The sequence below is a fragment of the Parasphingopyxis sp. CP4 genome (assembly GCF_013378055.1).
Classification (GTDB): domain Bacteria; phylum Pseudomonadota; class Alphaproteobacteria; order Sphingomonadales; family Sphingomonadaceae; genus Parasphingopyxis.
This window is the reverse complement of record NZ_CP051130.1, coordinates 603,553-627,873: the sequence shown is the minus strand read 5'-3', so window position 1 is coordinate 627,873 and position 24,321 is coordinate 603,553. Positions and strand designations below refer to the sequence as shown.

The following is a 24,321-nucleotide window of genomic DNA, read 5'->3' as shown; positions in this document are numbered from 1 at the left end:
TTTAGGCAGGTGTCAGAATCTGCCCGAGACGGGGGAAGTGGACATGCACTTCGCCGCAGCGCTCATGCTCGCGAGACAGAATGATTGTCCGTTCGTCGAGACCGACGAGCGTACCGGTCACCGCAGCAGGATCTGGCGATTCCGTTTTCACCGAGACCATTTGCCCAGCTTCAAAACCCTTGCTATCAGCGACTGAATGACCACCGACGGGCGCATTATCTCGCGCATGATCAATGGCCGCGTCTGCGGTCCATGCTTCGCGATCACCCTCTCCGATTGCGCCGAGCCGATCATGCCAATTTGCTACCGCATCGCCAAATGTGTTCGGCATGATCCCGGCAAACTGGACGAAGCGGATATTCACGAGCAGCGCAAAATCGGCATGGCCTGGCGCATCGCCAGCGATGTACGGCCGTCCGTCAGCCAGCGCGTCCTGGAGGAGCTGCGCCGCGCCGTGGAACTGGGCCTGCATATGCGGAACGGCCGGCAGGAAGGTCTCGCGCTTCATGCCGAAGCGTCGACCCCGATCCTCCCAGAATTCTTCAGGCACAATATCGGGATTGGCGCCGAGCGCCGCACCGGCTGAATTCATGAACCAGCTATTGGCAGCCCACAGCGCGATCATCTTTCCAGCTGAACCAAGCGGCGCGGGGTAAAGGCTGGGCTCCGGTGTATGCGCTTCGAGGGCAGCCGTGATGATATCCGTGTCGCAGTAAATGTCCGCGCCGATCTGCATCACCGGGATCCGCTCATAGCCACCGGTCAGGACACTCAAGTCGGGCTTCGGTGTGATCACCGGAGCTTCGACCGATTTCCAGGCAATATCCTTATGCGCGAGGCACAGACGAACGATCTGTCCGAACGGTGAATTGTCGTAGTGATGCAGGACAATCTGGCTCATGGGTATCCTCTCAAATATCTCTAATCGTCATTGCGAGCGCAGCGAAGCAATCCAGAACCGCATGCTGTATCGCTAACTGTTCTGGATTGCTTCGTCGCTTCGCTCCTCACAATGACAAATCGCGCTAACCCAGCGCCTTTTTCAGGAGTTCATTGACGACCTTCGGGTTGGCCTTGCCGGCCATCGCTTTCATCGTCTGGCCGACAAAGAAACCGAACAGCTTGTCCTTGCCGCCGCGATATTCTTCGACCTTGTCGGCATTCGCCTCAAGTATTTCGGCGATCACTTTTTCAATCTCACCGGTGTCTGACGTCTGCTTGTTCTTGTCGATCTCGGCAGTGATATCGATATCACTGGTCAGATGCTGTTCGAAGATTTCCTTGCCCTTACTACCTGAAATCAGGCCGCTTTCTGTCGCGACCACAATCGCAGTATTCGCTTCGACCGAGTTCATTGGATCATCGGCGGCAATATCATTCGCGTTGAGCAAGCCGGGCTGTTCGGAGGTCAGCCAGTTGGCGACGCGCTTTGCGACTTCCTTGTCCGGCTTGCCGCTCGCCTTGGCAACCGATGCCAGCAGTTCCTCAAAGCTGACATAGGTGTCGACATCGGCCGTCAGAACCGCAGCATTATACGCCGTCAGCCCGAGCTCATTTTCATAACGATGGCGCTTGGCATCCGGCAGTTCGGGAAGGCTCGCGCGCGCTTCTTCGACAAATTCTTCGGAGAGTTCGATCGGCAACAGATCGGGGTCCGGAAAATAGCGATAGTCATGCGCATCTTCCTTGGAGCGCATTGAACGCGTTTCGCCCTTGTCCGGATCGAACAGCCGGGTTTCCTGTACCACTGCGCCACCATCTTCGAGCAGGTCGACCTGGCGTCGCGCTTCGGTCTCAACCACCTGTTGGATGAAGCGGATCGAGTTCACATTCTTGGTTTCGGTGCGAATACCGAGTTCATCCCCAGGCTTACGCACGGAAACATTCACATCGGCACGCATTGAGCCCTGTTCCATATTGCCGTCACACGAGCCCACATAGCGCAGGATCGAGCGTAGCTTGCGGACATAGGCGCCGGCTTCGGCAGGTGACCGCATATCGGGACGCGAGACAATCTCCATCAAGGCAACCCCCGATCGGTTGAGATCGACATAGCTCATCGTTGGATGCTGATCATGCATCAGCTTGCCGGCATCCTGCTCGACATGGATCCGCTCGATACCGATGGTTTTAACTGTGCCTTCGGGATCTTTTTCGTCGAGCGACACCTCGATCTCACCCTCGCCCACAATCGGGTGGAACAGCTGGGAAATCTGATAGCCCTGCGGCAGATCGGCGTAGAAATAATTCTTCCGGTCGAAGCGCGACCAGCGATGGATCTCGGCATTGAGTGCAATTCCGGTGCGCACCGCCTGGCGCAGACATTCGCCATTCACCACCGGCAACATGCCCGGCATCGCCGCATCGACAAGCGACACGTTGGAATTGGGTTCATTGCCGAACTGGGTCGACGCGCCGGAGAACAGCTTGGCATAGGTTGTGATTTGCGCATGGACCTCAAGGCCAATCACAACCTCCCAATCGCCCGTGGCGCCCTGGACTCGATATTCGCTCACCACCATTTCTCCGCGCGTGCTGTGAAGCCGGCGCGTTCTTCCAGCGCCAGGCCTGCATTCATGACGCCCTGTTCGTCCAGCGCCTTGCCAATCACCTGAAGGCCGAGCGGCAGTCCGTGATGATCGAGGCCACCGGGTACCGCGATCGCCGGCAGGCCAGCGAGCGAGCTCGGGACAGTGAACACATCGTTCAGATACATGGCCAGCGGATCATCGCTGAGATCACCAAGGCCAAAGGCGGCAGATGGCGCCGTCGGGGTCAGCAGATAATCGCAGCTTTCCCATGCCGCATCGAAATCGCGCGCAATCAGCGTCCGAACCTTGGCGGCCTGCGTATAATAGGCGTCGTAAAAGCCGGCTGAGAGCACATAGGTGCCAATCATGATGCGGCGCTTCACTTCGTCGCCAAAACCGGCGGCGCGGGTTGCGGCATACATTTCCTGGAGGTTCGCGCCCTCCGGCAGTTCGCGCAGGCCGTAGCGCACGCCGTCATAGCGGGCGAGATTGGCCGAAGCCTCTGCCGGTGCGATGATGTAATAAGCGGGCAGCGCATATTTGGTGTGCGGGAGCGAAACATCGACAATCTCGGCGCCCGCATCGCGCAGCCAGTCTACGCCCTGCTTCCAGAGTGCATCGATATCTTCGGGCATATCGTCGACGCGATATTCCTTGGGAATACCGATTTTCTTGCCCTTTAGGTCGCTGTTCAATGCACCTTCCCAGTTGGGCACTGGCTCATTGAGCGACGTCGAATCCTTGGCGTCATACCCCGCCATCGCTTCGAGCAGGATGGCGCAATCCTTCACGCTGCGTGCCATCGGGCCCGCCTGATCGAGCGAAGAGGCAAAGGCGACCATGCCGAACCGCGAACAGCGGCCATAGGTCGGCTTCATCCCGCATATACCGGTAAATGCAGCCGGCTGACGGATAGACCCACCGGTATCGGTGCCCGTGGCCGCCGGTACAATATGCGCGGCGATCGCCGACGAGGTTCCGCCCGACGATCCACCCGGAGACAGCGGCGCATTGCCACCGTCATTACGCCGCCAGGGCGAAATCACATTACCGAAATGGCTGGTTTCGTTGGACGAACCCATTGCGAACTGATCCATGTTGAGCTTGCCGAGCATGCCTGCGCCTGCGGCCAGCAATTTGCCGGACACGGTCGATTCATAGGGCGGGACAAAGCCTTCAAGGATATGGCTCGCTGCGGTCGACTGGACGCCGTTTGTGCAGAAGAGATCCTTGATCCCCAGCGGAACACCAGACAGTGGCGCAGCATCACCCGAAGCCAGCGCACGATCAGCCTCTTCGGCAGCCTCGACCGCCTTTTCAGGTGTCGTGACAATAAAGCAGTTCAACGCATCCGCATCGGCAATGGCCGCGTTGTATGCATCGGCGACTTCGCGCGCAGAGAATTCCCCACCGCGAAACCCGTCGCGGATTTCCGCAACGCCCAGATCCGTAATCTCGGCCACTATTCGATCACCTTGGGAACGGCGAAAAAGCCATGTTCGGCAACCGGCGCATTGGCGAGAATATCATCCCGCTTGTCGCCATCGGTTACGACATCGTCGCGCATCCGGGTGTGGTTATCGATCACCACGGCGAGCGGTTCGACGCCCGAGGTATCGACCTCTCCCAATTGCTCGACCCAGCCGAGAATATTGTTGAGTTCGGGTTTGAGGCGCTCGGCCTCCTCTTCGCTCATCGCAATACGGGATAGAGCCGCAATGCGGAGCACGGTTTCTGTATCGACGGACATGGACGCGCGGCTAGCATCGCCCTCGCCTTGCTGCAAGCGCGTTCAACGCATGTCAGGGGTTGTGACATTGGCCTTTTGCACAGCTTGGCCTATGGCGCGCGCCTGAACACCGGAAAGTAAAACAATGGCCGCCCGCATCTTCCTCTATCTGATCGCGATCATCATCGTGCTGGTCCTGCTTGCCGGGATCGCCTGGTCGCTGTTCCAGGACGAGCTCCTGGAAATGGCGCTGGTACCGAGCGAAGAGATCGAGATCCTCGAAGAGATTGAGGAAAACGCGTACGCAGACAGCGCATTGTGGTTGATCCGCCCGGACATCGAAAACCCGCCCAGCGACTGGATGCCGGACGATTATGGCGACGCCTCCGGCGCCGACGAAGCTACCGATCTCGAGGTCGCCGAAAGCTCCGGCGATATCGGCCCAGATCCTGTGATCGATGGCGAGGAGCCTGAACGGCTTCCCGTCTTCTACGTGCTGCCGACCACCTATCTTGATCGCGATCGCTGGAATGCGCCGATCCGCAGCCCCGCCGCGCTGGAACGCCAGCGCTTGTTCGCGGCAAGCCAGGCCAGCGTGTTCAATGCCGTCGGTGAAATCTGGGCACCGCTCTATCGCCAGGCAGTGATCGGCGCTTTCCTCACCGACCATCGTAATGCCGAAGTCGCGCTGCGCTTTGCCTATCAGGATGTAGAGGTCGCTTTCGCACATTTCCTCTCCGAGATCGGAGAGGATCAGCCCTTCATCTTGGCCGGCCACAGCCAGGGCAGCCTGCATCTCACGACGTTGCTCGCCGAGCGTATCGCGGGCACGCCGCTCGTCGATCGCATCGCTGCCGCCTACATCATCGGCTGGCCGATCTCGGTGGATGCCGATCTTCCGGCGCTTCCCCTCGCGGCGTGCGCCGATGCGCAATCCACCAATTGCATCATTGCTTTTCAGAGCTTCGCGGAGCCCGCCGACGCCCATCAGATATCGCGCATCTATGATGTCAGTACCGGGCTTACCGGCGCCAGCCGAGCGGACACCGCGATGCTATGCGTGAACCCGGTAAGCGGAGCGGTGAACGGTGAAGCGGAAGCAGCCGATAATCTGGGCGCGCTCGTGCCGAATGAGGATATGAACGGAGCCAATCTGACGCCTGGCGTGATCCCCGCGCGCTGTGATGAGCAAGGCCTGCTGCTTGTTGGACAACCGCCTGAAGAATTCGGTCGCTACATCCTGCCCGGCAACAATTATCACGTGTTCGATTATATGCTGTTCTGGAGCAATCTACGCGCCGATGTCGAACGGCGCGTCGCGAACTTTGTGGCGGCGAGCGAATGATCACCCAGGATGTTCCGGACTTCCGCGAGGCACTGCCCGATGGCGGGCGGCTGGCCGGGCTCGATGTCGGCAGCAAGACAATCGGCGTTGCGCTGTGCGATGCGCAATGGACCTTTGCGAGCGCCGCTGAAACCATCAAGCGACGCAAATTCACGCAGGACCTGGAACAGTTGCAAGCAATCCTTTCAGCGCAGCGGATTGTTGGCCTGGTGATTGGACTGCCACTAAATCTCGATGGCACCGATAGCCCACAAACGCAGTCCACCCGGGCCTTTGCGCGCAATCTGGATCAAGCGCTCGAGCTGCCGATCCTGTTATGGGATGAGCGCTGGTCGACCCAGGCCGTGGAGCGCGCGATGATCGACGCCGATATGACGCGCAAGAAGCGCGCCGAACGCGTCGACGCCGCCGCTGCAGGCTTTATCCTGCAAGGGGCAATCGACGCGCTCGTGGCGCATTAGCGCAGCGTTGCAGTAAAAGCGGTATAGTCACCGCAGCTGCGACCCATTCACTCCGATAGATAACGCCAATCGGGGCGTTTACGCTTCTTCGTCTGCTCCTGGAACTTCCGGAACAATGCGGGTGACCGTTACGGTTTCACCAGTCTCGCTGGTCGACGTCCAGCTGCCATCTTCTGCGGCCTCGCTGTTGGTCCAGCATTGGGTAGGCGTTTCGCCATCGTCATTGGTGTAGCAAATTTCGCCACCTTCGCCCATTTCGACGGTACCGGTCAGGGTGTCTTCGCCAATCACCACTTCATAAGTGCCGGTGTCTCTGACGGTAAGTACTGAGGCCGAACCGTCTTCATAGGCGATGTCATAGCTGCCGGCCCAAGCGGACCAATCAGTTGCAGCTTCTTCCGCTTCGGCTTCTTCGACCGGCTCTGGTGCCGGTGCGCTTTCCGAGCAGGCGCCGAGCGCGATAACGCCGGCAATCGCAATTAATCGCTTCATGTTCTCCTCCCGTTGATCCTCAACAGATTGAAATTACACCCTCCAAGGGGGTCAAAGCAAATCGCGGACGACGAAATCTGACCGTGTCCCCCGCAACACACCGGAATCCCTACCGATGTTGCCCCATGGCGATCGGCGCTCTAAGAGGCCCCTTTAATGCAAAACGCGATTCCCACTGCTGCGGCCACTCCCGAAGGCGCGCACCCGTTCCCGCACAGGCATCTCACCGGTATTTACGGTCTACAGCCTTGGGAAATAACCTTTCTTCTCGACGAAGCCGAGCAATGGGTGGACCTCAATCGGCAATCAACGAAGCATGATGATCGGCTTGCCGGGCTGACGCAGATGAATGCCTTCTTCGAAGCCTCGACTCGGACGCTGCTGTCGTTCGAGGTCGCTGGCAAACGCCTGGGCGCCGATGTTGTGAACATGAATGCTGCGCAATCGAGCGTAAAAAAGGGCGAAACGCTGATCGATACGGCCGTCACGCTCAATGCGATGCGCGCCGATGTCATCGTGATCCGGCATCAGGCATCCGGTGCGGTGCAGCTCATCGCCGACAAGGTGGATTGTCCGGTTCTCAATGCCGGAGATGGTTGGCACGAACACCCGACCCAAGGGCTGTTGGATGCGCTGACAATCCGTCGACGCCGGGGATCGTTCGAAAAGCTGCGGATAGCGATCTGCGGCGACATCCTCCACAGCCGCGTTGCCCGCTCCAATATTCTCGCACTGACTGCGCTGGGTGCCGAGGTGAATGTCATTGCGCCACCAACCCTTATGCCGCCCGCGATTGAGCGTCTTGGCGTCACACCCTTTACCGATTTCGATGCCGGCCTTGCCGGTGCCGATGTGGTAATGATGCTACGGCTGCAAAATGAGCGTATGCGCGGCGGTTTCATCCCCTCACCGCGCGAATATTTCGCCCTTTACGGCCTGACTCGGGAGCGTCTTGAGCGCGCCGCGCCTAATGCACTGGTTATGCATCCGGGCCCGATGAACCGCGGCATCGAGATTGCGAGCGACATTGCCGACGATCTCGAGCGATCAGCGATTACCGAACAGGTCGAAATGGGCGTTGCTGTCCGCATGGCCTGTCTTGATGTGCTGACCCGCAAGCAACGCGGCGTGGAGGGTTGGGCATGACCGCACTGTCCATCACCGGCGGCATAATCATAGACCCGATTGGCGGAAACGCAGAGCCAGGCGACATCGCCTGTACCGGACTCAACATCACTCCAGATGCCGGAAAAGAAGCTCAGCAAATTGATGCAAATGGTCTCCATGTTGCGCCGGGCATTATCGACTTGGGCGCATTCGACGTCGATATCCCTGCATGCATTGCTGGCGGCATTACCCGCGTCGCGCTGATGCCGGATCAGTCCCCGGTCATCGATGAACCGGCAATGGTCCAGCATGCTGCGGCAGCCGGCAAACCCGATCTCTGGGTCCATCCGATTGGCGCAGCCACGCTGCGCCTGGGTGGCGAAGAACTCGGTGAATTCGGTTTGATGAAACGCGCTGGTGCAGTCGCGATTTCGACGGGTCGCAGACAGATTACCAACAGCAGCACGATGCAGCGCGTGCTGAGTTATGCGGCCGCGCTCGACCTTATTGTGATCGCGCATGCGGAAGATACCGGCCTGTCCGGTGACGCCGTCGCCACCCATGGCGAAACGGCGACCCGGCTCGGCCTGCCCAGTGCATCCGCAATCTCCGAAGCGATCGCCATCAGCCGCGATCTCTTGCTGGCCGAGGAAGCGGGCGCCCATATCCACTTTCGCACCGTGACCACAGCCCGCGGATTTGACCTAATACGTGCCGCCAAGGCGCGCGGCGTTCGGGTGACCTGCGGGATTACGCCCGGGCATCTGTTGCTTTGCGATGTCGATATCGGCGCCTATAGGACATTCGCCAAATTGTCGCCGCCCTTGCGCAGTGCCGAGGATCGCGACGCGTGTCTGACGGCCTTGGCCGATGGCACGATTGACGTCATCTGTTCCGGCCATGATCCCCAAGGTCCCGAAGCGAAACGCCTTCCCTATGCCGATGCCGAATCTGGCATGTCGGGAGCCGAGACCTTGCTGGCCCTTTCGCTGAACCTGGTGCGTGACGGGCATATCGACATGCCACGGCTATTTGCGTTGCTGTCGGCCAATCCGGCACAACTGCTCGGTCTTGAGGGTGGAAATCTGACCGAGGGCGCGCCGGCAGATCTGGTTGTCTTCGATGCCGACGCACCATGGCGGGTCGATACCGACTCAATGGCGGCAAGTGCCGGAAACACGCCGTTCGACGCACTGCCCGTTCAAGGCAAGGTCATCCATACGATAAAGGGCGGCCGACCCCTGGATCGTCCGCCCTCTTAATCGATAATGTGTTCGACTAGCGAAGCGTTGCAGCTCCGGCACCCGTACGGGCAGCCATCTGCAGCGGCGCATCACCGGCGCGGACGCGGACAAAACAGTCCTGACCACGCGAACGCAATGTTCGGCACATGCGATTGGCTTCGCCGCGGGTTTCAAAACCGCCGAAAGACAGGCGATAGAGAGTACGACCATGTTCAATGGTTGCGCCTGACGGAGCGTAATTCGACAAGGCATTGTGCCGGCGAAGAGCGCGGTTCCAGGCAACCTGGACATTTGACTGGGTGGCAAAGGCACCAAGCTGGATCACATAGCGACCGTCCGACTGACGGGCTTGGACAGCAGGTGCTTCAGGCTGCGCAACCGGCGCAACGGCTTCAACCGGACGCTCTGGAGCACGTGCAGCGCGCAGTACAGCGAGCCATTCTTCTTCGGCTGGTGCTTCAGCGGCAACAACCGGCGCCGTGAGCGCAACGATCGGCTCTTCGACCGGCGCAGCGGCGGCGGCGATGGCCTCGTCTGCTTCAACCGGCGCAAAAGCATCTTCTTCTTCAACGATGAAGGCGTCCGCAGCCGGAGGCGTAAACTCTTCGGTCTCGGCCGCCGCAACGCGCATCGGCGTTTCGTCTGCTTCGATAACCTCAGGCACTTCGACTTCCGTGAACGTCGATTCCTCAACTGGTGCCGTAACAGCAACAACCGGGTTTTCTTCGATATATTCCTCTGCGACAGGCGCTTCGGCGGTCATGATTGCGTCAGACTGCGGAGCGAGTGCGAGGCGAATCGGCTGACCGGGATCCGTGAGATCGGCCGTAACACCCAAAAGGCTCGACACCTGTTCATAGTCATGTTCAGCTGATGCGAACTGGCTCCAGTCCTGCATCCGGCCTTCAAGATCGGCAACGCTAACATCCTGCGCTGCCGTGATGCGGGCTTCCGCCCAACGACCGGCCAATGCATAGGTCAGCGCCAGATTCTGACGAGCCCGAGGATCGCCGCCATTGGCGCGCGATGCCTGTTGAAGGATTGAGATAGCGCGCTCATGATTACCGGCCAGAGCCATGGCAAGACCGAGATCAGACGCTCCAAGGCGGCCTTCAAGATTGTTCAGTTCAGACAGCGCATTGCTGTGCTTGCCCTGAGCAATCTGTGAGAGCGCCAGGTTGAACGCCGTGCGACCTAGGTCTGGATTGATCGTCAACGCATCCTGGAAACTGGTTTCTGCCGAAGCAAAGCGACCCGCAGCGAGATAGGAGCGGCCCAGAAGATGGCGATATTCCGCGCTGTTGGGCAGAGCCTGAACCGCGCGTTCCGCATGGCGGATTGCAGCGATGCCGTCATTGTCAGCCAAGGCGGCCCGGGCGCTGGACGCTGCGTCGGCAGCTTGCGAAATTGCGCGACTGTCGCTCGCGCTGGTCCCGGTGGAAAGCGCGCCCTGCAGAAGCGGCGTGAAGCCAGCAATCGAGGCGCCTACGGCCAATGTCGATGCAGCGATTTTTGCGATGCTCGGTTTCATAATACCCCTCCTCAATCAGTGCGTTTTGCCGCCGGCATGGCCGGACAGCGCCTGCACTTCAGGATGCTCCTCGAGAAAACGGTCGAGCGCTTCGGTAACAAGGCGCTGGGCCGACTGGTTTGTGACGGCTGATGCCAACCGCAGTTTGAGATGACGGTCCTTGTCGAGTCGCAGCGTAAAGGCGACTTTTTCGCGAGCCGGGACCTTGTCGGCGGCGCGATCAACAGTTTTTGTGGCTTCCGGAGCCGCAGCGGGTTTGACCGGCTGTGGTTCGGGAAGGGCCTGCATCTTCTTGCGCGGCTGTGCGTCAGACGTCTCGCCATTAGACGGTGCGCGTCCATAAATGCTCAAGCCATGCGCAGAACCGTTGGTTTCATCGTCTTCGATTTCGGTGTCTTCACCGTTTATCGCTTCCGATTCCGCTTCGATTTCAGCCTCAGCATCCGCCTCATATTCGGCTTCCGCTTCGTCTTCTTCGTCCAGGTCTTCCTGCCCCATTGGCGTCAATCCGCCATGGCCATCGACCTTGTAGGGCTCATGTTCTGGCATAAATCCGCCATCTTCAGGAATGACGCCATTCGCGTCCTGATCGTCCTGGAGCCCTTCAGTCAGCTGATCTTGCTGCCGGCGGACTTCCGGTAACGGCGCTTCACCGTGAAATTCGGTTTCGGAATCGACCGGCTTAGGGCCTTCAAAACCCATATCATTCCAGCCGAGATCTTCGGTGACGTCACCTTGTGGGTTGATAAACCCCTGGCGTCGCATCGCCGGTTTTGCAGCACCTTTGCGTGCCAACAGGCCCGAGGACAGCGCCGCGAATTTTTCTTCGCTCATCGTGTCGCTCCTACTGGCCTGTCACCCGGCGGCCGAAACCACCTGCTGCGGGACGTTGAACGGTACGAGGCTGGGCCGAGAGCTTTGGCCCGCTGAATACTGTGCGGCGGAAATTCTTTTCGAGCCGGTCCGAAATATAGGCCCAGAGCTCTTGAACTTCGGCTGCAGACTTTCCGCCCGGATCGATTTCCATGACGGTTCGGCCGTCAATCATCGAAGCGGCAAAATCGGTACGGTGGTGAAGCGTCACAGGCGCAACGGTGCCATGCTGCGACAGCGCTACGGCGGCTTCATAAGTAATTTTCGCTTTCGGGGTGGCCGCGTTGACCACGAAGATCAGCGGCTTGCCGGCGCGCTCACACAAATCGACCGTGGCACCAACGGCGCGCAAGTCATGCGGGCTTGGGCGCGTCGGAATAACGATAAGCTCGGCAACCTGGATAACGCTCTGGATCGCCATGGTGATGGCGGGCGGCGTATCGAGGATCGCCATTTTGAAACCTTGCTGACGCAGAACCTCTAGATCGGCGGCCAATCGGGCAACCGTCGTCTGGGCAAAGGCCGGCATGTCGTCTTCACGCTCGTTCCACCAGTCGGCAAGCGACCCCTGCGGATCGATGTCGATCAGGACCACTGGCCCTGCGCCACTTCGCTGTGCCTCTACGGCAAGGTGCCCGGAAAGCGTTGTCTTTCCCGAGCCGCCTTTTTGCGATGCTAATGCCAATACGCGCATGATATCCCCTTCGATGGCGGAATTTCAGATGGGGGATTGCCACTCTGGTGACTAAAATCTGGTTAACGCCCGAGCTAAAAATTTGATTTATGTCCCGGAAAAGGACGCTTCATCTTTGCTAATCCGGCTTTAACCCTGCTATTATTCAAGATAGTTAAGGCGCTGAGTAAATTCGGAGACGGACAATGGCGATACGGCACACCACGGCGATTGGAGCAGCAGTAGCGCTCTTTTGCCTACACAATGCGGCCTATGCCGACGTTCAAGCAGGCGTCGAGGCGTGGCGCGGCGGTGACTATGCACAAGCCGTTTCCGAGTGGCAGCCGCTCGCTGAGGCAGGCGATCCGGATGCGCAGTTCAATCTTGGGCAGGCATACAAGCTGGGCCGCGGGGTACCGCAGGATATGGGCCGGGCGCGCGATTTGTTCGGACTGGCCGCCGCCCAGGGCCATTTGCAGGCTGATGCCAATTACGGGTTGATCCTGTTTCAGGAAGGCAATCGCGAACAGGCAATGCCCTACATTGTCCGTGCAGCAGAAGCGGGCGAACCCCGCGCTCAATATATCTATGGAACCGCGCTGTTTAACGGCGATCTGGCACCGCGCGACTGGCCACGGGCCTATGCGCTGATGACGAACGCGTCGGAAGCCGGGATTCCACAGGCTTCGGCAAGTCTGCAACAGATGGATGTCTATATCCCGATCGAGCAGCGCGAACAGGGCCGTGAAATGGCCACCCAGATGGCCGCGGCCAACCCAACGACACCAGTTGGTGTTTCCCCGCCGCCAGTGCCGGCGCCGGCTTCTGCGCCAGTTGTAGCGGCTGCTCCGGCTGTGACGCCAACGCCGGCACCGAGCAGCACTTTCACGCCGGTCGAGGTGCCGCCGCCGGTTGCAGCACCGCCAGTTTCGCCGCCTGTCGCCGTTCCACCAGTATCCGCCCCGCCAGTCCAGGTGGCAGCACCAGCGCCAGCCCCAGTCCCGGCTCCAGTGATCAATGTGCCGTCATCACCGGTGGGAACGACGACAGCGGCCCCGGCAGCCCGGACGGGCGATTGGCGGATCCAGCTAGGTGCCTTCAGCGAACGTCCGCGCGCCGAAGCCTTGTGGCGCCGGCTCGCCAACCAATCATCGGCGCTCGCAGCTCTGCAGCCCTATCTGGTGCGCGCCGGAACGCTTACGCGCCTCCAGGCCGGCCCGTTCCAGACCCGGGCGGAAGCGCAACGCGCCTGCCGCTCCGCTGCGCAGGCTGGTTCGGAGTGCATTACGGTCCGCCGTCGTTAGCTTGGCTTAACCGAATATTTGCTGGTCGCCACTAAACGACTTCCCCGCAGGGAGGTCGCATGTCACAGAAATATCGGTTAAAAAATGCCAGATCGATGGCCTCCCCTTGGCGGCGTCGGCGGATGTGCGTTCTGCATGCTGACAGCCCGTCGCCGGCCGCTCTGGAAGCCGTTTCCGGCCGTGGCGCCACCATCCGCAGCAATGCCGAACTCACCCATGGCAGCAACGTAACCCTGGTTCATCCGGCCGCTGGCGAAATTGTCGCCGAAGTGCATGCTGTATCGGAAACCGGGATTGAGCTGAGTTTTCTGGGTGATGAGCACGCGGTGGCCTTTGCGTTGAGCGCCGTCGCTGCGGATATGACGCGCTAACCGCCTAGGCTTCCACCCAATCGGCCCGGGCATAGCCCTGCGCGTACAGCAATGCCGTTAGATCCCCATGATCAATCCGTGCGTCCGCTGCATCGCGCAGCTTGGGCTTGCCGCGATACGCAACGCCGAGGCCGGAGCGCTCAACCATCGCCAGATCATTGGCGCCATCGCCAATCGCCATGGTTTCTGCCGGATCGAGCCCCAAGCGCACAGTTTCCTCGTTCAGAATCTGTAATTTGGCCGTTCCGTCGATGATCGGCCGGTCAACCCGTCCGGTCAGGCGGCCATCCGCAATGGCGAGTGTATTGGCGACCGCGCGGTCAAAGCCGATTTCTAGAGCCACACGATCCGCAAACAGCGTGAAACCACCGGATACCAGCACATTGGTCGTGCCGTGCGCTTTCATCGTCCGCACCAGGGTTTGCGTGCCTTCCGATATCCTCACCCGCTCTTCATGGCAGCGGCTCACAACATCCGCGTCCATATCCGCGAGCAGAGCCACCCGTTCGTCGAGCGCCGCGACAAAATCAAGTTCGCCTTGCATGGCCCGTTCGGTGATAGCCGAGACCTGGTCCTTGAACCCGGCATAATCTGCCAGTTCGTCCAGGCATTCGACTGTAATCATTGTCGAATCCATATCGGCAACGAATAGTTTCTTGGCGCGATTGATCTCGTCCTGGATGATGACGTCAATCGGGTCAGTAATTGTCGCCAGTGCGCTGCGGGCCGCTGACAAATCTCCAGAAAAGCGGATGTCCGCCGCTTTTTCCGCTTCAATCCAGCGATCCTCGGAAATCGACGCTCCACTCTCGGCCAGAATATCCTTCGCAAGCGAAATATCGCCTGCAGAAAGACGATCTGCTGCTATGAGCGTTGCAATGAGCATGCGGGGCAACTCCAGGGAAAGCTATCAGGGCGCGCGTGTCGCGCTTATTGCCGGGCCAACGGCAAGCGGCAAGTCGTCTCTTGCTATGCGGATCGCCGAGCGCGCGAGCGGGATCATTATCAACGCCGATAGCGCGCAGGTGTATCGCGACCTGCGGATCGTCACAGCGCGACCGTCTGAGGCTGAAGAAGCCGCCCTGCCCCATGAACTGTTCGGCTATATCGATGGCGCGGATGCCTGTTCCGCGGCGCGTTGGGCCGATGACGCCAAGACGTCAATCGCGGCCGCGCATAGCGCAGGAAAGCCCGCAATTCTGGTCGGCGGGACCGGGCTCTACCATCGCGCGCTGCTCGAAGGCCTCGCACCGATTCCCGAAATCGATCCCGATATCCGCTCCGCTGTCCGCGCGCTGGCCGTCAGCTATGCCTATGCGGCGTTACAGGCTGAAGATCCGGCGTCCGCCGCGCGTCTCAATGCAACCGACACAACCCGGGTCCAGCGCGCTCTGGAAGTCGTGCGTTCAAGCGGCCAGACTATCGGCGACTGGCAAAAACAGAAAATCGGCGGGATTGGCGGCGTAATTGCACTCTCGCCGCTGATTATCCTGCCCGATCGCGAATGGCTGTTTGAACGGTGTGATCGCCGCTTTGCGGATATGTTCGACAGCGGTGCAGTAGACGAGGTTGAAGCGTTGGTGGCGCGTGATTTGGATCCATCTCTTCCCATCATGCGGGCGATCGGAGTCCCGGAAATCAGGGCTTTTCTGGCGGGAGCGCAAAGCCGCGAAGAAGCTATTGCCACAACCGCTCAAGCAACGCGCCGCTACGCCAAACGGCAATATACCTGGTTCTCCAATCAGTCCCCCGAGGCATGGCCGCGCATCAATGAATCAGAATATGATGATATTGAAAAGAATATTGTAACTAAATTACAATAATATCGATTGACAGACAATTTTTACATGTCTAGCAGCCCGGTTCCCGCGCTGCTATTGCGGCGCAACATTGGGTAATGGATGGATATCATGGCGAACGAAAAAGCCGGGGCAGATATATTGGTCGAAGCGCTGTTGGATTGCGGCGTGGAAGTCATTTTCGGCTATCCGGGCGGCGCCGTGCTGCCAATCTATGACTCGCTGTTCAAACAGACGCGAATTCGCCATATTTTGTGCCGTCACGAGCAAGGCGCGGCCCATGCTGCCGAAGGCTATGCGCGGGCCACGGGTAAACCCGGTGTCGTCCTGGTTACATCGGGTCCTGGCGCAACCAATGCGGTAACCGGCATCACCGATGCGCTGATGGATTCGATACCGATGGTGGTTATCACCGGCCAGGTCCCCTCCACCCTGATCGGCACGGACGCGTTCCAGGAAGCGGATACGGTTGGCATTACGCGCCACTGCACCAAGCATAATTATCTCGTCAAAGACCCGGACAAGCTGGGTAGCGTGATGCAGGAAGCCTTTTTCATCGCAACCACCGGCCGACCAGGCCCGGTTGTGGTCGATATCCCAAAGGATGTGCAGGTCGCTACCGGACGGTACCGCAAATCGGGGCCGATGCCGCACAAAGCCTATGTTCCGCGCGACAAGCCGGACCCCAAGAATATCGAAGCAGCGGTCGAAATGATCGCCGCAGCGGAGCGGCCGATCTTCTATACTGGCGGCGGGATCATCAATTCCGGCCCGGGTGCCAGCATGATGTTGCAGGAACTCGCCCGGATCACCGGTGCACCGGTCACTTCGACACTGATGGGATTGGGCGCTTTGCCGGCCTCATCGGACCAGTGGATGGGCATGCTCGGCATGCACGGCACCTTTGAAGCCAATATGGCGATGAACAAGGCTGATCTGATTATTGCGATCGGCGCCCGTTTTGATGACCGGGTAACCGGCCGTCTCGATGCTTTTGCACCGCATTCCAAGAAGATACATATCGATATCGATCGCAGCTCGATCAACAAGATCGTTCCGGTTGACCTCGCCATCAATGCCGATGCCGGCCGCGCAATGGAAGATATGGTCAAAATCTGGAAGGCGCGGCAATATCAAAAGGCCGATCTCCAGGATTGGTGGGCGCGGATCGACGGATGGCGGGCAACCAAATGCTTGGCTTTCCCGGAATCCAAGGAAGAAATCATGCCGCAGGCGGCGATCCAAGCACTCTGGAAAGCCACCCATGCGCATAATCCGATCATCACCACCGAAGTCGGGCAGCATCAGATGTGGGCAGCTCAGCATTTCGGCTTCGAAAGCCCCAATAAATGGCTGACGTCCGGGGGCCTCGGGACAATGGGCTATGGCTTGCCGGCCGCGATCGGCGCGCAAATCGGCAATCCGAACGCGCTCGTCATCGATATTGCCGGCGAAGCATCGATCCAGATGAATATCCAGGAGCTCGGCACGGCCAGCCAGTATCGCCTGCCGGTGAAAGTCTTCATCCTCAACAATGAATATATGGGGATGGTTCGCCAGTGGCAGGAACTGACATATTCTGGTCGATATTCTGAGAGTTACAGCGATTCCTTGCCAGATTTTGTGAAGTTGGTGGAAGCCTATGGCTGGAAGGGTATCAAGATCGAATCTCCCGATGATCTGGAGAGCGGGATTGAAGCCATGCTGGCCCATGACGGACCGGTCCTGGTGGATTGTGCCGTGGCCAAGCTCGCCAACTGCTTCCCGATGATCCCGTCAGGCGCTGCCCATACCGAGATGCTCCTCGAATCCGACACTGTATCGGGAACGATGGATGATGAAGCCAAGGCGCTGGTCTGATGAAAATTGCGATCAGCCCGCCTGTCCCGAGCGTAGTCGAGGGCTCGCTTCGAGCGAAGCCGAGAAGCACGCTCAGTCTCGACTTCGCTCGACAACATGCCTCGACTTCGCTCGGCATGGAGGGAGTTACATTTTTCACGGTTGGTGCCCGCTCATGAAAATACTCACCGAAGCCGGCGAACGGCATACCCTCTCCATCCTGGTCGACAATGAGCCGGGCATCCTTGCGCGGATTGCCGGCATGTTCACGGCGCGCGGCTATAATATTGAAAGCCTGACGGTGACGGATGTCAGCGAAGATGAAACTATCAGCCGGATCACCATCGTTACGTCCGGTTCGCCGCGGGTTATCGAGCAGATCATCGCCCAAACCGAGAGCATGCCGCCGGTCTACAAGGTCACCGACCTCACCGAAATCGGCCCGCATGTTGAGCGCGACATGGCGCTTGTGAAAGTCGCCGGAACTGGCGATGCGCGGATCGAGGCCTTGCGGCTCGCCGATGTGTATCGCGCGCGGGTCGTGGATTCGACGACCGCGAGCTTTGTTTTTGAAGTCACCGGCAACAGCGAAAAGGTCGACAGTTTTATCGATCTGATGCGCGAAGTGGGCCTGGTCGAGGTCGCCCGCACCGGCGTCGTCGCCATTGGCCGAGGCAAGGAAGCGAGCTAGAGCAAGCCGCCATGCGCGAAATTCTCAGCATCTCGGCGATCATCATCGCCTTTTTCTACTTCATCGCCTTTGGCTCGGCGGTGTTCATGGCGCTCGAACATGAAATGCACTGGGTGTTGGCAAGTCTTGCGATGGCCTGGATCATCATTCTCAGGATCTGGCCGTTGCTGCCAATTCTGGCTGTGATCGGTGCCGTCAATATTTGGGATTGGAACTGGTACAGCGGCATCGCGCTGGGACTACCGGTCTCGATCTATGTGGTTTCATATTACTGGACACGGATGACCGACTATTTCCGCCGTCCAACGCAAAAACAGGGAGTATGAATTTATGCGCGTCTATTATGATGCCGATGCCGATCTGGGCCTGATCACAGGCAAGAAGATCGCGATCATCGGCTATGGCAGCCAAGGCCATGCCCATGCGCAAAATCTTCGCGATAGTGGCGTCACGGATGTGGCGATTGCCCTGCGCGAAGGATCTGCGACGCGGCAAAAGGCAGTGGGCGCTGGCTTTCAAGTTATGAGCAATGCCGAAGCAGCCGCCTGGGCCGATATCGTCATGATGCTCGCTCCGGATGAGCATCAGGCCGAGATTTACGCAGACGACCTTGCTCCGAACATGAAAGAAGGCGCGGCGCTTGCCTTTGCCCATGGGCTGAACGTGCATTTCGGGCTGATCGAGCCGCGCGCCGATCTCGATGTTATCATGATCGCACCGAAAGGCCCGGGCCACACGGTTCGCGCCGAATATGAGCGCGGCGGCGGTGTCCCCTGCCTCATGGCGATCGCCCAGGACGCGACGGGCAATGCGCATGACGTCAGCCTCGCATATGCGAGCGGTGTTGGCGGCGGGCGCTCGGGCGTTATTGAGACAACCTTCCGCGAGGAATGCGAAACCGATCTCTTTGGTGAGCAGGCCGTGTTGTGCGGCGGGCTAACGAGCCTCGTCATGGCAGGCTTCGAAACGCTGACCGAAGCCGGTTATGCGCCGGAAATGGCCTATTTCGAATGCCTCCACGAAGTGAAGCTGATCGTCGACCTGATGTATGAAGGCGGCATTGCCAATATGCGCTATTCGATCTCGAACACCGCAGAATATGGCGATTATCACACCGGCCCACGCGTCATCACCGACGAAACCAAGGCCGAGATGAAGCGCGTTCTGGATGACATCCAAAAGGGTAAATTCGTCCAGCGCTTCATAACGGACAACCGCATGGGTAATCCGGAAATGAAGGCAGCCCGCAAATTGCAGGCCGAGCATCCGATCGAAAAGACCGGTGCAGAGTTGCGGGCGATGATGCCATGGATCGGCGCCAACAAGCTTGTCGACAAAGCCAAGAACTAGAAACGGTCAAGGCCGCGCACCGATTGGGTACGCGGCCTTGCCGGTAATCAAACTGAATTAGCCTTCGAGGGAGTCGCCGGATTCTGCATCCGATGCGAAGCGCGGATAATTCTCGTCCGCGCTCTCGATGAAGCCGGGGATATCGGCTTCCCAACGCTGCTGAACTGCACCGTTAAAGTTCAGATAGAGCCGATCATCGACAATCCGATAGGTTTCGGGATCACCTGGTGCGAGATCGCCGCCCGCAGCAGCCCATGCGCAATAGCCACCATAGGCCGGCGCATAGCGCGCTGGATCCGCCTGGAACGTCTCGGCATTTTCGCCGTTCGCAAAGTGATACTGCACGCCATTATAGACGACAGCATGGGCTTCATTGCCCGGAACAGGCGTGCCGTCACCGACAAAATAGGACACGGCGTCATAGCCGCTGATCGCGATGTTGCGGCCGGAACCGGTATAGACCGGACCGGTATTGGCATCAGTAACCTCGGCCAGGATATCTTCTGCCGATGCTTCTTCGGTAACTGTTTGCGGCGCACAGGCAGACGCGCTGAGTGCGACGGCTGCGATGGCCAGAACCAATTTATTCATGTCATTTCTCCAACAAGTATATCTCTTGGCCGGGCAGCGTGAGTATTTCTCCGCCGAGCTCCCTGTTGGTTTCGTCGGATCGGTGAAAAGCGTTACAAAAGTTTCGATTTATCTGCCGATGGCTCGGCTTTATCGCGCACAAAACGGCTTCGGCACTGGACTTGTTAACCATTTGCCGTCACAAACCGTCACCATGACAGCGCACCGCGCCTTGCTAATTCTTCGACTTACACGCCCTTAGGCGTGCCATTGGTGCTGGATGCAGCACACACGGCCTAAGGGCTCCCTCAGCAAATCACCGAAACCGAAGAACAACAGGCGATAGTCATGCCGATGATCACCGACCCGTCACAAAAATACCGACCCTTTCCGCAGATCGATCTGCCGGACCGCCAATGGCCGTCCCAAACGATCACCGCACCACCGCGCTGGCTCTCAACCGATCTTCGCGATGGCAATCAGGCGCTGATCGATCCGATGGACGGCGAGAAGAAACGCCGCTTCTTCGATCTACTCGTAAAAATCGGCCTCAAGGAAATCGAGGTTGGCTTCCCCGCATCAGGCGCCACCGATTTCGATTTCATCCGCGGGCTCGTCGAAGGTGATGCGATCCCGGAGGATGTAATGATCCAGGGGCTCACCCAATCGCGCGGCGATCTCATTGAAACAACCTTCGCGAGCATGGCCGGTGCGAAACAGGCGATCGTCCATCTCTACAACGCGATATCGCCAGCCTGGCGCAAGATCGTCTTCCAGATGGACGAGGACGGCGTGATCGATATCGCCAAGCGCGGCGCTGACACGCTGATGGCGCAGGCGGCAAAATATCCGGAGACCGACTGGCATTTCGAATATTCGCCAGAGACCTTCTCGACCGCCGAGATCGATCTCAGCGTGCGCATCTGTGACGAAGTGATCGCAATAATCGACCCGACGCCCGACAAGCCACTGATCCTCAATCTGCCTGCCACCGTCGAAGCGGCGACGCCTAATATCTATGCCGACCAGATCGAATATTTCGGGCGGCATATCTCGCGGCGTGACAGTGTCATCATCTCGCTGCACACGCATAATGATCGCGGGACCGGCATCGCTGCGGCCGAGCTCGGCTTGATGGCGGGTGCGGATCGGATCGAAGGCTGCCTGTTCGGCAATGGCGAGCGCACCGGCAATTGCGATCTCGTCACAATGGGCCTCAACATGTACAGCCAGGGCGTCCATCCGGGCCTCGATTTTTCCGAGATCAACGAGATCAAATCGACCGTCGAATATTGCAACCAGCTCCCTGTGCATCCGCGCCACCCCTATGGCGGCGAGCTGGTGTTCACGGCCTTTTCCGGGTCGCATCAGGACGCAATCAAAAAGGGATTTGCCGCCCAGGAAGCGCGCAATGACGAGCTGTGGGAAGTACCCTATCTCCCGCTCGACCCGCGCGATATCGGCAGCGATTATGAAGCCGTGATCCGCGTGAACTCGCAGTCCGGCAAAGGTGGTGTTGCCTGGGTCCTGCAGCAGGATCAGGGACTAAAACTGCCCAAACGCCTGCAAGCGCATTTCAGCCTGGTGGTACAAGAACTCGCCGACGAGACGAGCCGCGAGCTGAATGCCGATGATATCTGGCACGCCTTCCAGAAACGCTATGGCCTGTCGGGCGAGCAGCGGTTCGAGCTGGTGGACTATGAGGAAAGCCGGGCCAATGGCGATCGCATCTTTACCGGCACGATCGTCCATCGCGGCGAGCAACGGTCCGTCAGCGGTCGTGGCAATGGTCTGATTTCGAGCGTGCTCGCAGCGCTGTCCGACGAATGGGGCATCACGCTCGATGTTGTGAATTACAACGAGCACGCGATCGGTCATGGCGCAGATGCCCAGGCTGCAGCCTATCTCGAATGTGTCGATGGGGACGGTAATACCGTGTTCGGCGTTGGCATTAGCCGCGACGTTGCAACCGCCAGTGTCCGGGCCGTGCTCAGCGCTGCCAATGGGATTTAGACTGGCTGCAAAGCGCGATGCTCATCCGCCGGTAATTCGACGGCAATCGGATCCCCTGCCCGTACATCGCCGCCGGTGATCACCACCGCCATGATCCCGGCCTTGCGGATGAGATTGCCCGCCGCATCGCGATCAAGGACCGCATCCATCAGCCCCGGCGCATGACCGTTTAGCTGCTTGCAGGGATTGCGGAGGCCGGTCACCCGAATGCGCGCCGTATCGCCCAGTACAAGTTCGGTGCCCTCGGGCAGCGCCAGCAGATTCACGCCCTTGGTCGTGATATTCTCTCCCATATCGCCGGGTGCGACCGCAAAGCCCTTTGCCGCAACTTCCTCGAACAGTTCGGCATGGATCAGATGGACCTGGCGCAGATTGGGCTGATCGGGATTTTTCGCAATGCGCGACAGATGCTGCACCGTCTTACCAAAATGCGCATCGCCATCAACGCCATGGCCGTCGATCAAGCGGATCATATCGACATTGGGCTTGGCGATGCCGTGCGATCCCTTGCGTGAGACGGCCATCACTTCAACCATCATTTCCGCCCGAACAGCTTCTCGATATCGCCATGGCCAAGTTTCACCCAAGTCGGGCGGCCGTGATTGCATTGGCCGCTATGGGGCGTCACTTCCATTTCGCGGAGCAAGGCGTTCATTTCGGCCACGTTGAGCACGCGCCCGGCGCGAACCGATCCGTGGCACGCCATTGTCGCGGCGACATGATCGAGTTTCTCTTTCAAGCTGAGATGCTGGTCATAAGCGGCAATCTCATCAGCAAGATCGGTCACCAGTCCTTTGACGTCACCACCGCCAAGCATCGCGGGTGTCGCGCGCACCATTATTGCCTTGGGCCCGAACCGTTCCAGCTCCAGACCCAGCTCCGTCAGCTCACCAATCCGTTCTTCGAGCGCATCGCAGGCGCTTTCGTCGAGCTCGACGATCTCCGGCACCAGTAATCCTTGGGATGCGACACCGCCCTCGGCCATCGCCCGGTTCATCCGTTCGAGCACAAGGCGTTCATGCGCGGCATGCTGATCGACGATCACCAGCCCGTCTTCGGCTTCTGCTACAATATAGGTTTCGGACACCTGGCCACGGGCAATACCGAGCGGGTGTTCGGTTGCGTCCGGAACCGGCTGTTCCGCCGCTTCGGCGCGGCCTTCGGGCGCTGGCTGATAGTCCGGCGATTGATCCCAAACGCTTGCCTGGCCAGTGGCTTGGTCGGCATTGGGACCTTGTGGTGTGAAGAAAGCGCCGCCTTGTCGATAATCCTGTTGATAAGATCGTGGATAAGCCGTTGGCGCCCCTGTGGGCGACTGTCCAGCGCCTGCACCGACAGGTTCGGTCTGCCAATTCCCCAAAGCCCCTGCTGATGGGCGCTGAACGCTACGGAATCCAGCCTCATCGAGCGCATGGCGCAGACCGCCAACGATCAGCCCGCGAATATTCCCGGCCTCGCGAAATCGCACTTCCGTCTTGGCCGGATGCACATTCACATCCACATCGCCGTGCGGAATGGTCAGGAACAGCGCCAAAACCGGGTGACGATCGCGGGCGAGCAAGTCCTGATAGGCGCCGCGGACCGCTCCGATCAGCAACCGATCCTTCACCGGACGGCCGTTGACGAACAGATATTGATGATCGGCAACCCCGCGATTGAAGGTTGGCAGGCTCGCCACCCCTTCGAGCTTCGCAGTGCCGCGTTGATACTCGACAACAACGCTATTCTCGGTCAGCTCGCGGTTTGTCAGACCGGCAACGCGTTCGGCACGCGTCTCGCCTGGCTGGACCGAAATATTTCGCCGTCCGTCATGTTCGAGCGTAAAGCCAATGTCTGGTCGCGCCATCGCCAAGCGACGGACAGCGTCAGCCGCCGCGGCATATTCGGAGCGCGGCGTGCGCAAGAATTTTCGGCGCGCCGGCACCTTGGCAAACAGATTATCGACGACGACCCGGGTACCCGGCGGCAAGGCTGCTGGCCCTTCGACAACCAGATCGCCATTATCAACGATCCGCGACCAGCCTTCTGCACCGCGCACCCGGCTTTCCAATGTCAGTCGCGCCACGCTGGCGATCGAGGGCAGCGCTTCACCCCGAAAACCGAGCGTTTCGACGTCCTCAAGATCATCGTCCGGCAGCTTGGATGTGGCATGACGTTCGAGCGCGAGCGCCATCTCTTCGGCACTCATCCCGCAGCCGTCATCGATCACCTCGACCCGGTCAATGCCGCCCGACGTCAAGCGCACGACAATGCGCTGAGCCCCAGCATCTATAGCGTTTTCAACCAATTCCTTGAGCGCCGAGGCCGGTCGCTCGACGACTTCGCCGGCGGCAATGCGATTGACGAGATGTTCAGGCAGGCGGCGAATTGGCATAGAAAGTCTTTACCCCATGTCCCG

24 protein-coding genes are annotated in these 24,321 nt (G+C 59.3%); 12 read left to right on the top strand and 12 right to left on the bottom strand.

Annotation, left to right across the window (positions count from 1 at the left end; translation table 11 throughout):
- Position 1: 1 nt before the first annotated feature.
- The 4 genes from HFP51_RS03130 to gatC form a co-directional block, all read right to left on the bottom strand.
- Entirely contained in the window at positions 2-901 is a 900-nt protein-coding gene (locus HFP51_RS03130; RefSeq protein ID WP_176874327.1) for a glutathione S-transferase family protein, read from the bottom strand.
- A 124-nt stretch (positions 902-1,025) separates the two neighbouring features.
- Entirely contained in the window at positions 1,026-2,522 is a 1,497-nt protein-coding gene (gatB, locus tag HFP51_RS03125) for an Asp-tRNA(Asn)/Glu-tRNA(Gln) amidotransferase subunit GatB (protein WP_176874326.1), read from the bottom strand.
- On the bottom strand, positions 2,513-3,994 hold the full coding sequence (gatA, locus tag HFP51_RS03120) for an Asp-tRNA(Asn)/Glu-tRNA(Gln) amidotransferase subunit GatA (RefSeq protein WP_176874325.1): 1,482 nt from the start codon (positions 3,992-3,994) through the stop codon (positions 2,513-2,515). Before gatA ends, gatB begins: the two co-directional genes overlap by 10 nt.
- A complete protein-coding gene (gene gatC, locus HFP51_RS03115; RefSeq protein ID WP_176874324.1) occupies positions 3,994-4,281 on the bottom strand; it encodes an Asp-tRNA(Asn)/Glu-tRNA(Gln) amidotransferase subunit GatC in 288 nt (95 codons plus the stop codon). The genes gatA and gatC overlap by 1 nt, the downstream gene beginning before the upstream one ends.
- A 124-nt stretch (positions 4,282-4,405) precedes the next feature.
- Between gatC and HFP51_RS03110 the strand changes: the two genes are divergently transcribed.
- Complete coding sequence (locus tag HFP51_RS03110; protein ID WP_176874323.1) at positions 4,406-5,605, top strand: DUF3089 domain-containing protein; 1,200 nt, start codon at positions 4,406-4,408, stop codon at positions 5,603-5,605.
- Positions 5,602-6,066, top strand: a complete 465-nt coding sequence (gene ruvX, locus HFP51_RS03105; protein ID WP_176874322.1) for a Holliday junction resolvase RuvX — start codon at positions 5,602-5,604, stop codon at positions 6,064-6,066. The genes HFP51_RS03110 and ruvX overlap by 4 nt, the downstream gene beginning before the upstream one ends.
- 78 nt (positions 6,067-6,144) lie before the next feature.
- Here the strand turns inward: ruvX and HFP51_RS03100 are convergent, their stop codons facing one another.
- Complete coding sequence (locus tag HFP51_RS03100; RefSeq protein WP_176874321.1) at positions 6,145-6,558, bottom strand: hypothetical protein; 414 nt, start codon at positions 6,556-6,558, stop codon at positions 6,145-6,147.
- Between the two features lie 156 nt (positions 6,559-6,714).
- Here HFP51_RS03100 and HFP51_RS03095 point away from each other — a divergent pair, with 156 nt between their 5' ends.
- Both HFP51_RS03095 and HFP51_RS03090 read left to right on the top strand, forming a co-directional pair.
- Positions 6,715-7,704 carry an aspartate carbamoyltransferase catalytic subunit gene (locus HFP51_RS03095; RefSeq protein WP_176874320.1) on the top strand — a complete coding sequence of 330 codons (990 nt, stop codon included), beginning with the start codon at positions 6,715-6,717 and terminating at the stop codon, positions 7,702-7,704.
- Positions 7,701-8,927 carry a dihydroorotase family protein gene (locus HFP51_RS03090; protein WP_176874319.1) on the top strand — a complete coding sequence of 409 codons (1,227 nt, stop codon included), beginning with the start codon at positions 7,701-7,703 and terminating at the stop codon, positions 8,925-8,927. Before HFP51_RS03095 ends, HFP51_RS03090 begins: the two co-directional genes overlap by 4 nt.
- 16 nt (positions 8,928-8,943) lie before the next feature.
- On the opposite strand, the gene HFP51_RS03085 is transcribed toward HFP51_RS03090, so the two are convergent.
- Genes HFP51_RS03085 through HFP51_RS03075 form a run of 3 tightly spaced genes read right to left on the bottom strand, consistent with a single transcriptional unit; the run spans position 8,944 to position 12,007 of the window.
- Positions 8,944-10,440, bottom strand: a complete 1,497-nt coding sequence (locus tag HFP51_RS03085; protein WP_176874318.1) for an SPOR domain-containing protein — start codon at positions 10,438-10,440, stop codon at positions 8,944-8,946.
- 15 nt (positions 10,441-10,455) lie between these two features.
- Positions 10,456-11,274, bottom strand: a complete 819-nt coding sequence (locus HFP51_RS03080; RefSeq protein WP_176873725.1) for a hypothetical protein — start codon at positions 11,272-11,274, stop codon at positions 10,456-10,458.
- Between the two features lie 10 nt (positions 11,275-11,284).
- Positions 11,285-12,007 carry a ParA family protein gene (locus tag HFP51_RS03075; RefSeq protein ID WP_176874317.1) on the bottom strand — a complete coding sequence of 241 codons (723 nt, stop codon included), beginning with the start codon at positions 12,005-12,007 and terminating at the stop codon, positions 11,285-11,287.
- Positions 12,008-12,192: 185 nt separating this feature from the next.
- On the opposite strand from HFP51_RS03075, the gene HFP51_RS03070 reads away from it, so the two are divergent.
- Both HFP51_RS03070 and HFP51_RS03065 read left to right on the top strand, forming a co-directional pair.
- Positions 12,193-13,290, top strand: a complete 1,098-nt coding sequence (locus HFP51_RS03070) for an SPOR domain-containing protein (RefSeq protein ID WP_176874316.1) — start codon at positions 12,193-12,195, stop codon at positions 13,288-13,290.
- Positions 13,291-13,412: 122 nt separating this feature from the next.
- Positions 13,413-13,661 carry a hypothetical protein gene (locus HFP51_RS03065; protein WP_255454802.1) on the top strand — a complete coding sequence of 83 codons (249 nt, stop codon included), beginning with the start codon at positions 13,413-13,415 and terminating at the stop codon, positions 13,659-13,661.
- A 4-nt stretch (positions 13,662-13,665) separates the two neighbouring features.
- Here HFP51_RS03065 and serB read toward each other — a convergent pair whose 3' ends face one another.
- Positions 13,666-14,547: a phosphoserine phosphatase SerB gene (gene serB, locus HFP51_RS03060; RefSeq protein ID WP_176874314.1), complete on the bottom strand. Its 882-nt coding sequence runs from the start codon at positions 14,545-14,547 to the stop codon at positions 13,666-13,668.
- On the opposite strand from serB, the gene miaA reads away from it, so the two are divergent.
- The 5 genes from miaA to ilvC all read left to right on the top strand — a co-directional run bounded on the left by miaA (position 14,528) and on the right by ilvC (position 19,340).
- Positions 14,528-15,484 carry a tRNA (adenosine(37)-N6)-dimethylallyltransferase MiaA gene (gene miaA, locus HFP51_RS03055; protein ID WP_370462932.1) on the top strand — a complete coding sequence of 319 codons (957 nt, stop codon included), beginning with the start codon at positions 14,528-14,530 and terminating at the stop codon, positions 15,482-15,484. The two genes, serB and miaA, sit on opposite strands and share 20 nt — an antisense overlap.
- A gap of 87 nt (positions 15,485-15,571) precedes the next feature.
- A complete protein-coding gene (gene ilvB / locus HFP51_RS03050; protein WP_176874313.1) occupies positions 15,572-17,320 on the top strand; it encodes a biosynthetic-type acetolactate synthase large subunit in 1,749 nt (582 codons plus the stop codon).
- 154 nt (positions 17,321-17,474) lie between these two features.
- Positions 17,475-17,990: an acetolactate synthase small subunit gene (gene ilvN / locus HFP51_RS03045; RefSeq protein WP_176874312.1), complete on the top strand. Its 516-nt coding sequence runs from the start codon at positions 17,475-17,477 to the stop codon at positions 17,988-17,990.
- A gap of 11 nt (positions 17,991-18,001) precedes the next feature.
- The gene (locus HFP51_RS03040) at positions 18,002-18,316 is read left to right on the top strand and encodes a hypothetical protein (protein ID WP_176874311.1); all 315 of its coding nucleotides are present in this window, start codon (positions 18,002-18,004) and stop codon (positions 18,314-18,316) included.
- A 4-nt stretch (positions 18,317-18,320) separates the two neighbouring features.
- A complete protein-coding gene (ilvC, locus tag HFP51_RS03035; protein ID WP_176874310.1) occupies positions 18,321-19,340 on the top strand; it encodes a ketol-acid reductoisomerase in 1,020 nt (339 codons plus the stop codon).
- Positions 19,341-19,397: 57 nt separating this feature from the next.
- Here the strand turns inward: ilvC and HFP51_RS03030 are convergent, their stop codons facing one another.
- Positions 19,398-19,931: a YHS domain-containing (seleno)protein gene (locus HFP51_RS03030; RefSeq protein ID WP_176874309.1), complete on the bottom strand. Its 534-nt coding sequence runs from the start codon at positions 19,929-19,931 to the stop codon at positions 19,398-19,400.
- Between the two features lie 333 nt (positions 19,932-20,264).
- On the opposite strand from HFP51_RS03030, the gene leuA reads away from it, so the two are divergent.
- A complete protein-coding gene (gene leuA / locus HFP51_RS03025; protein WP_176876509.1) occupies positions 20,265-21,923 on the top strand; it encodes a 2-isopropylmalate synthase in 1,659 nt (552 codons plus the stop codon).
- Here leuA and HFP51_RS03020 read toward each other — a convergent pair.
- Positions 21,920-22,462 carry an MOSC domain-containing protein gene (locus HFP51_RS03020; RefSeq protein WP_176874308.1) on the bottom strand — a complete coding sequence of 181 codons (543 nt, stop codon included), beginning with the start codon at positions 22,460-22,462 and terminating at the stop codon, positions 21,920-21,922. The genes leuA and HFP51_RS03020 overlap by 4 nt on opposite strands.
- Positions 22,459-24,297, bottom strand: a complete 1,839-nt coding sequence (mutL, locus tag HFP51_RS03015) for a DNA mismatch repair endonuclease MutL (RefSeq protein ID WP_176874307.1) — start codon at positions 24,295-24,297, stop codon at positions 22,459-22,461. The genes HFP51_RS03020 and mutL overlap by 4 nt, the downstream gene beginning before the upstream one ends.
- Positions 24,298-24,321: the final 24 nt, after the last annotated feature.

What these genes read in the sequence shown, in the direction of transcription:
- HFP51_RS03080 (WP_176873725.1), bottom strand. Translation starts at nt 11,274, where the DNA reads ATGAGCGAAGAAAAATTCGCGGCGCTGTCCTCGGGCCTGTTGGCACGC.
- HFP51_RS03030 (WP_176874309.1), bottom strand. Translation starts at nt 19,931, where the DNA reads ATGAATAAATTGGTTCTGGCCATCGCAGCCGTCGCACTCAGCGCGTCT.
- HFP51_RS03085 (WP_176874318.1), bottom strand. Translation starts at nt 10,440, where the DNA reads ATGAAACCGAGCATCGCAAAAATCGCTGCATCGACATTGGCCGTAGGC.
- ruvX (WP_176874322.1), top strand. Translation starts at nt 5,602, where the DNA reads ATGATCACCCAGGATGTTCCGGACTTCCGCGAGGCACTGCCCGATGGC.
- HFP51_RS03110 (WP_176874323.1), top strand. Translation starts at nt 4,406, where the DNA reads ATGGCCGCCCGCATCTTCCTCTATCTGATCGCGATCATCATCGTGCTG.
- serB (WP_176874314.1), bottom strand. Translation starts at nt 14,547, where the DNA reads ATGCTCATTGCAACGCTCATAGCAGCAGATCGTCTTTCTGCAGGCGAT.
- HFP51_RS03090 (WP_176874319.1), top strand. Translation starts at nt 7,701, where the DNA reads ATGACCGCACTGTCCATCACCGGCGGCATAATCATAGACCCGATTGGC.
- miaA (WP_370462932.1), top strand. Translation starts at nt 14,528, where the DNA reads ATGAGCGTTGCAATGAGCATGCGGGGCAACTCCAGGGAAAGCTATCAG.
- ilvN (WP_176874312.1), top strand. Translation starts at nt 17,475, where the DNA reads ATGAAAATACTCACCGAAGCCGGCGAACGGCATACCCTCTCCATCCTG.
- mutL (WP_176874307.1), bottom strand. Translation starts at nt 24,297, where the DNA reads ATGCCAATTCGCCGCCTGCCTGAACATCTCGTCAATCGCATTGCCGCC.
- ilvC (WP_176874310.1), top strand. Translation starts at nt 18,321, where the DNA reads ATGCGCGTCTATTATGATGCCGATGCCGATCTGGGCCTGATCACAGGC.
- leuA (WP_176876509.1), top strand. Translation starts at nt 20,265, where the DNA reads ATGATCACCGACCCGTCACAAAAATACCGACCCTTTCCGCAGATCGAT.
- HFP51_RS03070 (WP_176874316.1), top strand. Translation starts at nt 12,193, where the DNA reads ATGGCGATACGGCACACCACGGCGATTGGAGCAGCAGTAGCGCTCTTT.
- HFP51_RS03095 (WP_176874320.1), top strand. Translation starts at nt 6,715, where the DNA reads ATGCAAAACGCGATTCCCACTGCTGCGGCCACTCCCGAAGGCGCGCAC.
- gatB (WP_176874326.1), bottom strand. Translation starts at nt 2,522, where the DNA reads ATGGTGGTGAGCGAATATCGAGTCCAGGGCGCCACGGGCGATTGGGAG.
- HFP51_RS03075 (WP_176874317.1), bottom strand. Translation starts at nt 12,007, where the DNA reads ATGCGCGTATTGGCATTAGCATCGCAAAAAGGCGGCTCGGGAAAGACA.
- HFP51_RS03020 (WP_176874308.1), bottom strand. Translation starts at nt 22,462, where the DNA reads ATGATGGTTGAAGTGATGGCCGTCTCACGCAAGGGATCGCACGGCATC.
- HFP51_RS03100 (WP_176874321.1), bottom strand. Translation starts at nt 6,558, where the DNA reads ATGAAGCGATTAATTGCGATTGCCGGCGTTATCGCGCTCGGCGCCTGC.
- HFP51_RS03065 (WP_255454802.1), top strand. Translation starts at nt 13,413, where the DNA reads ATGTGCGTTCTGCATGCTGACAGCCCGTCGCCGGCCGCTCTGGAAGCC.
- ilvB (WP_176874313.1), top strand. Translation starts at nt 15,572, where the DNA reads ATGGCGAACGAAAAAGCCGGGGCAGATATATTGGTCGAAGCGCTGTTG.
- HFP51_RS03040 (WP_176874311.1), top strand. Translation starts at nt 18,002, where the DNA reads ATGCGCGAAATTCTCAGCATCTCGGCGATCATCATCGCCTTTTTCTAC.
- gatC (WP_176874324.1), bottom strand. Translation starts at nt 4,281, where the DNA reads ATGTCCGTCGATACAGAAACCGTGCTCCGCATTGCGGCTCTATCCCGT.
- HFP51_RS03130 (WP_176874327.1), bottom strand. Translation starts at nt 901, where the DNA reads ATGAGCCAGATTGTCCTGCATCACTACGACAATTCACCGTTCGGACAG.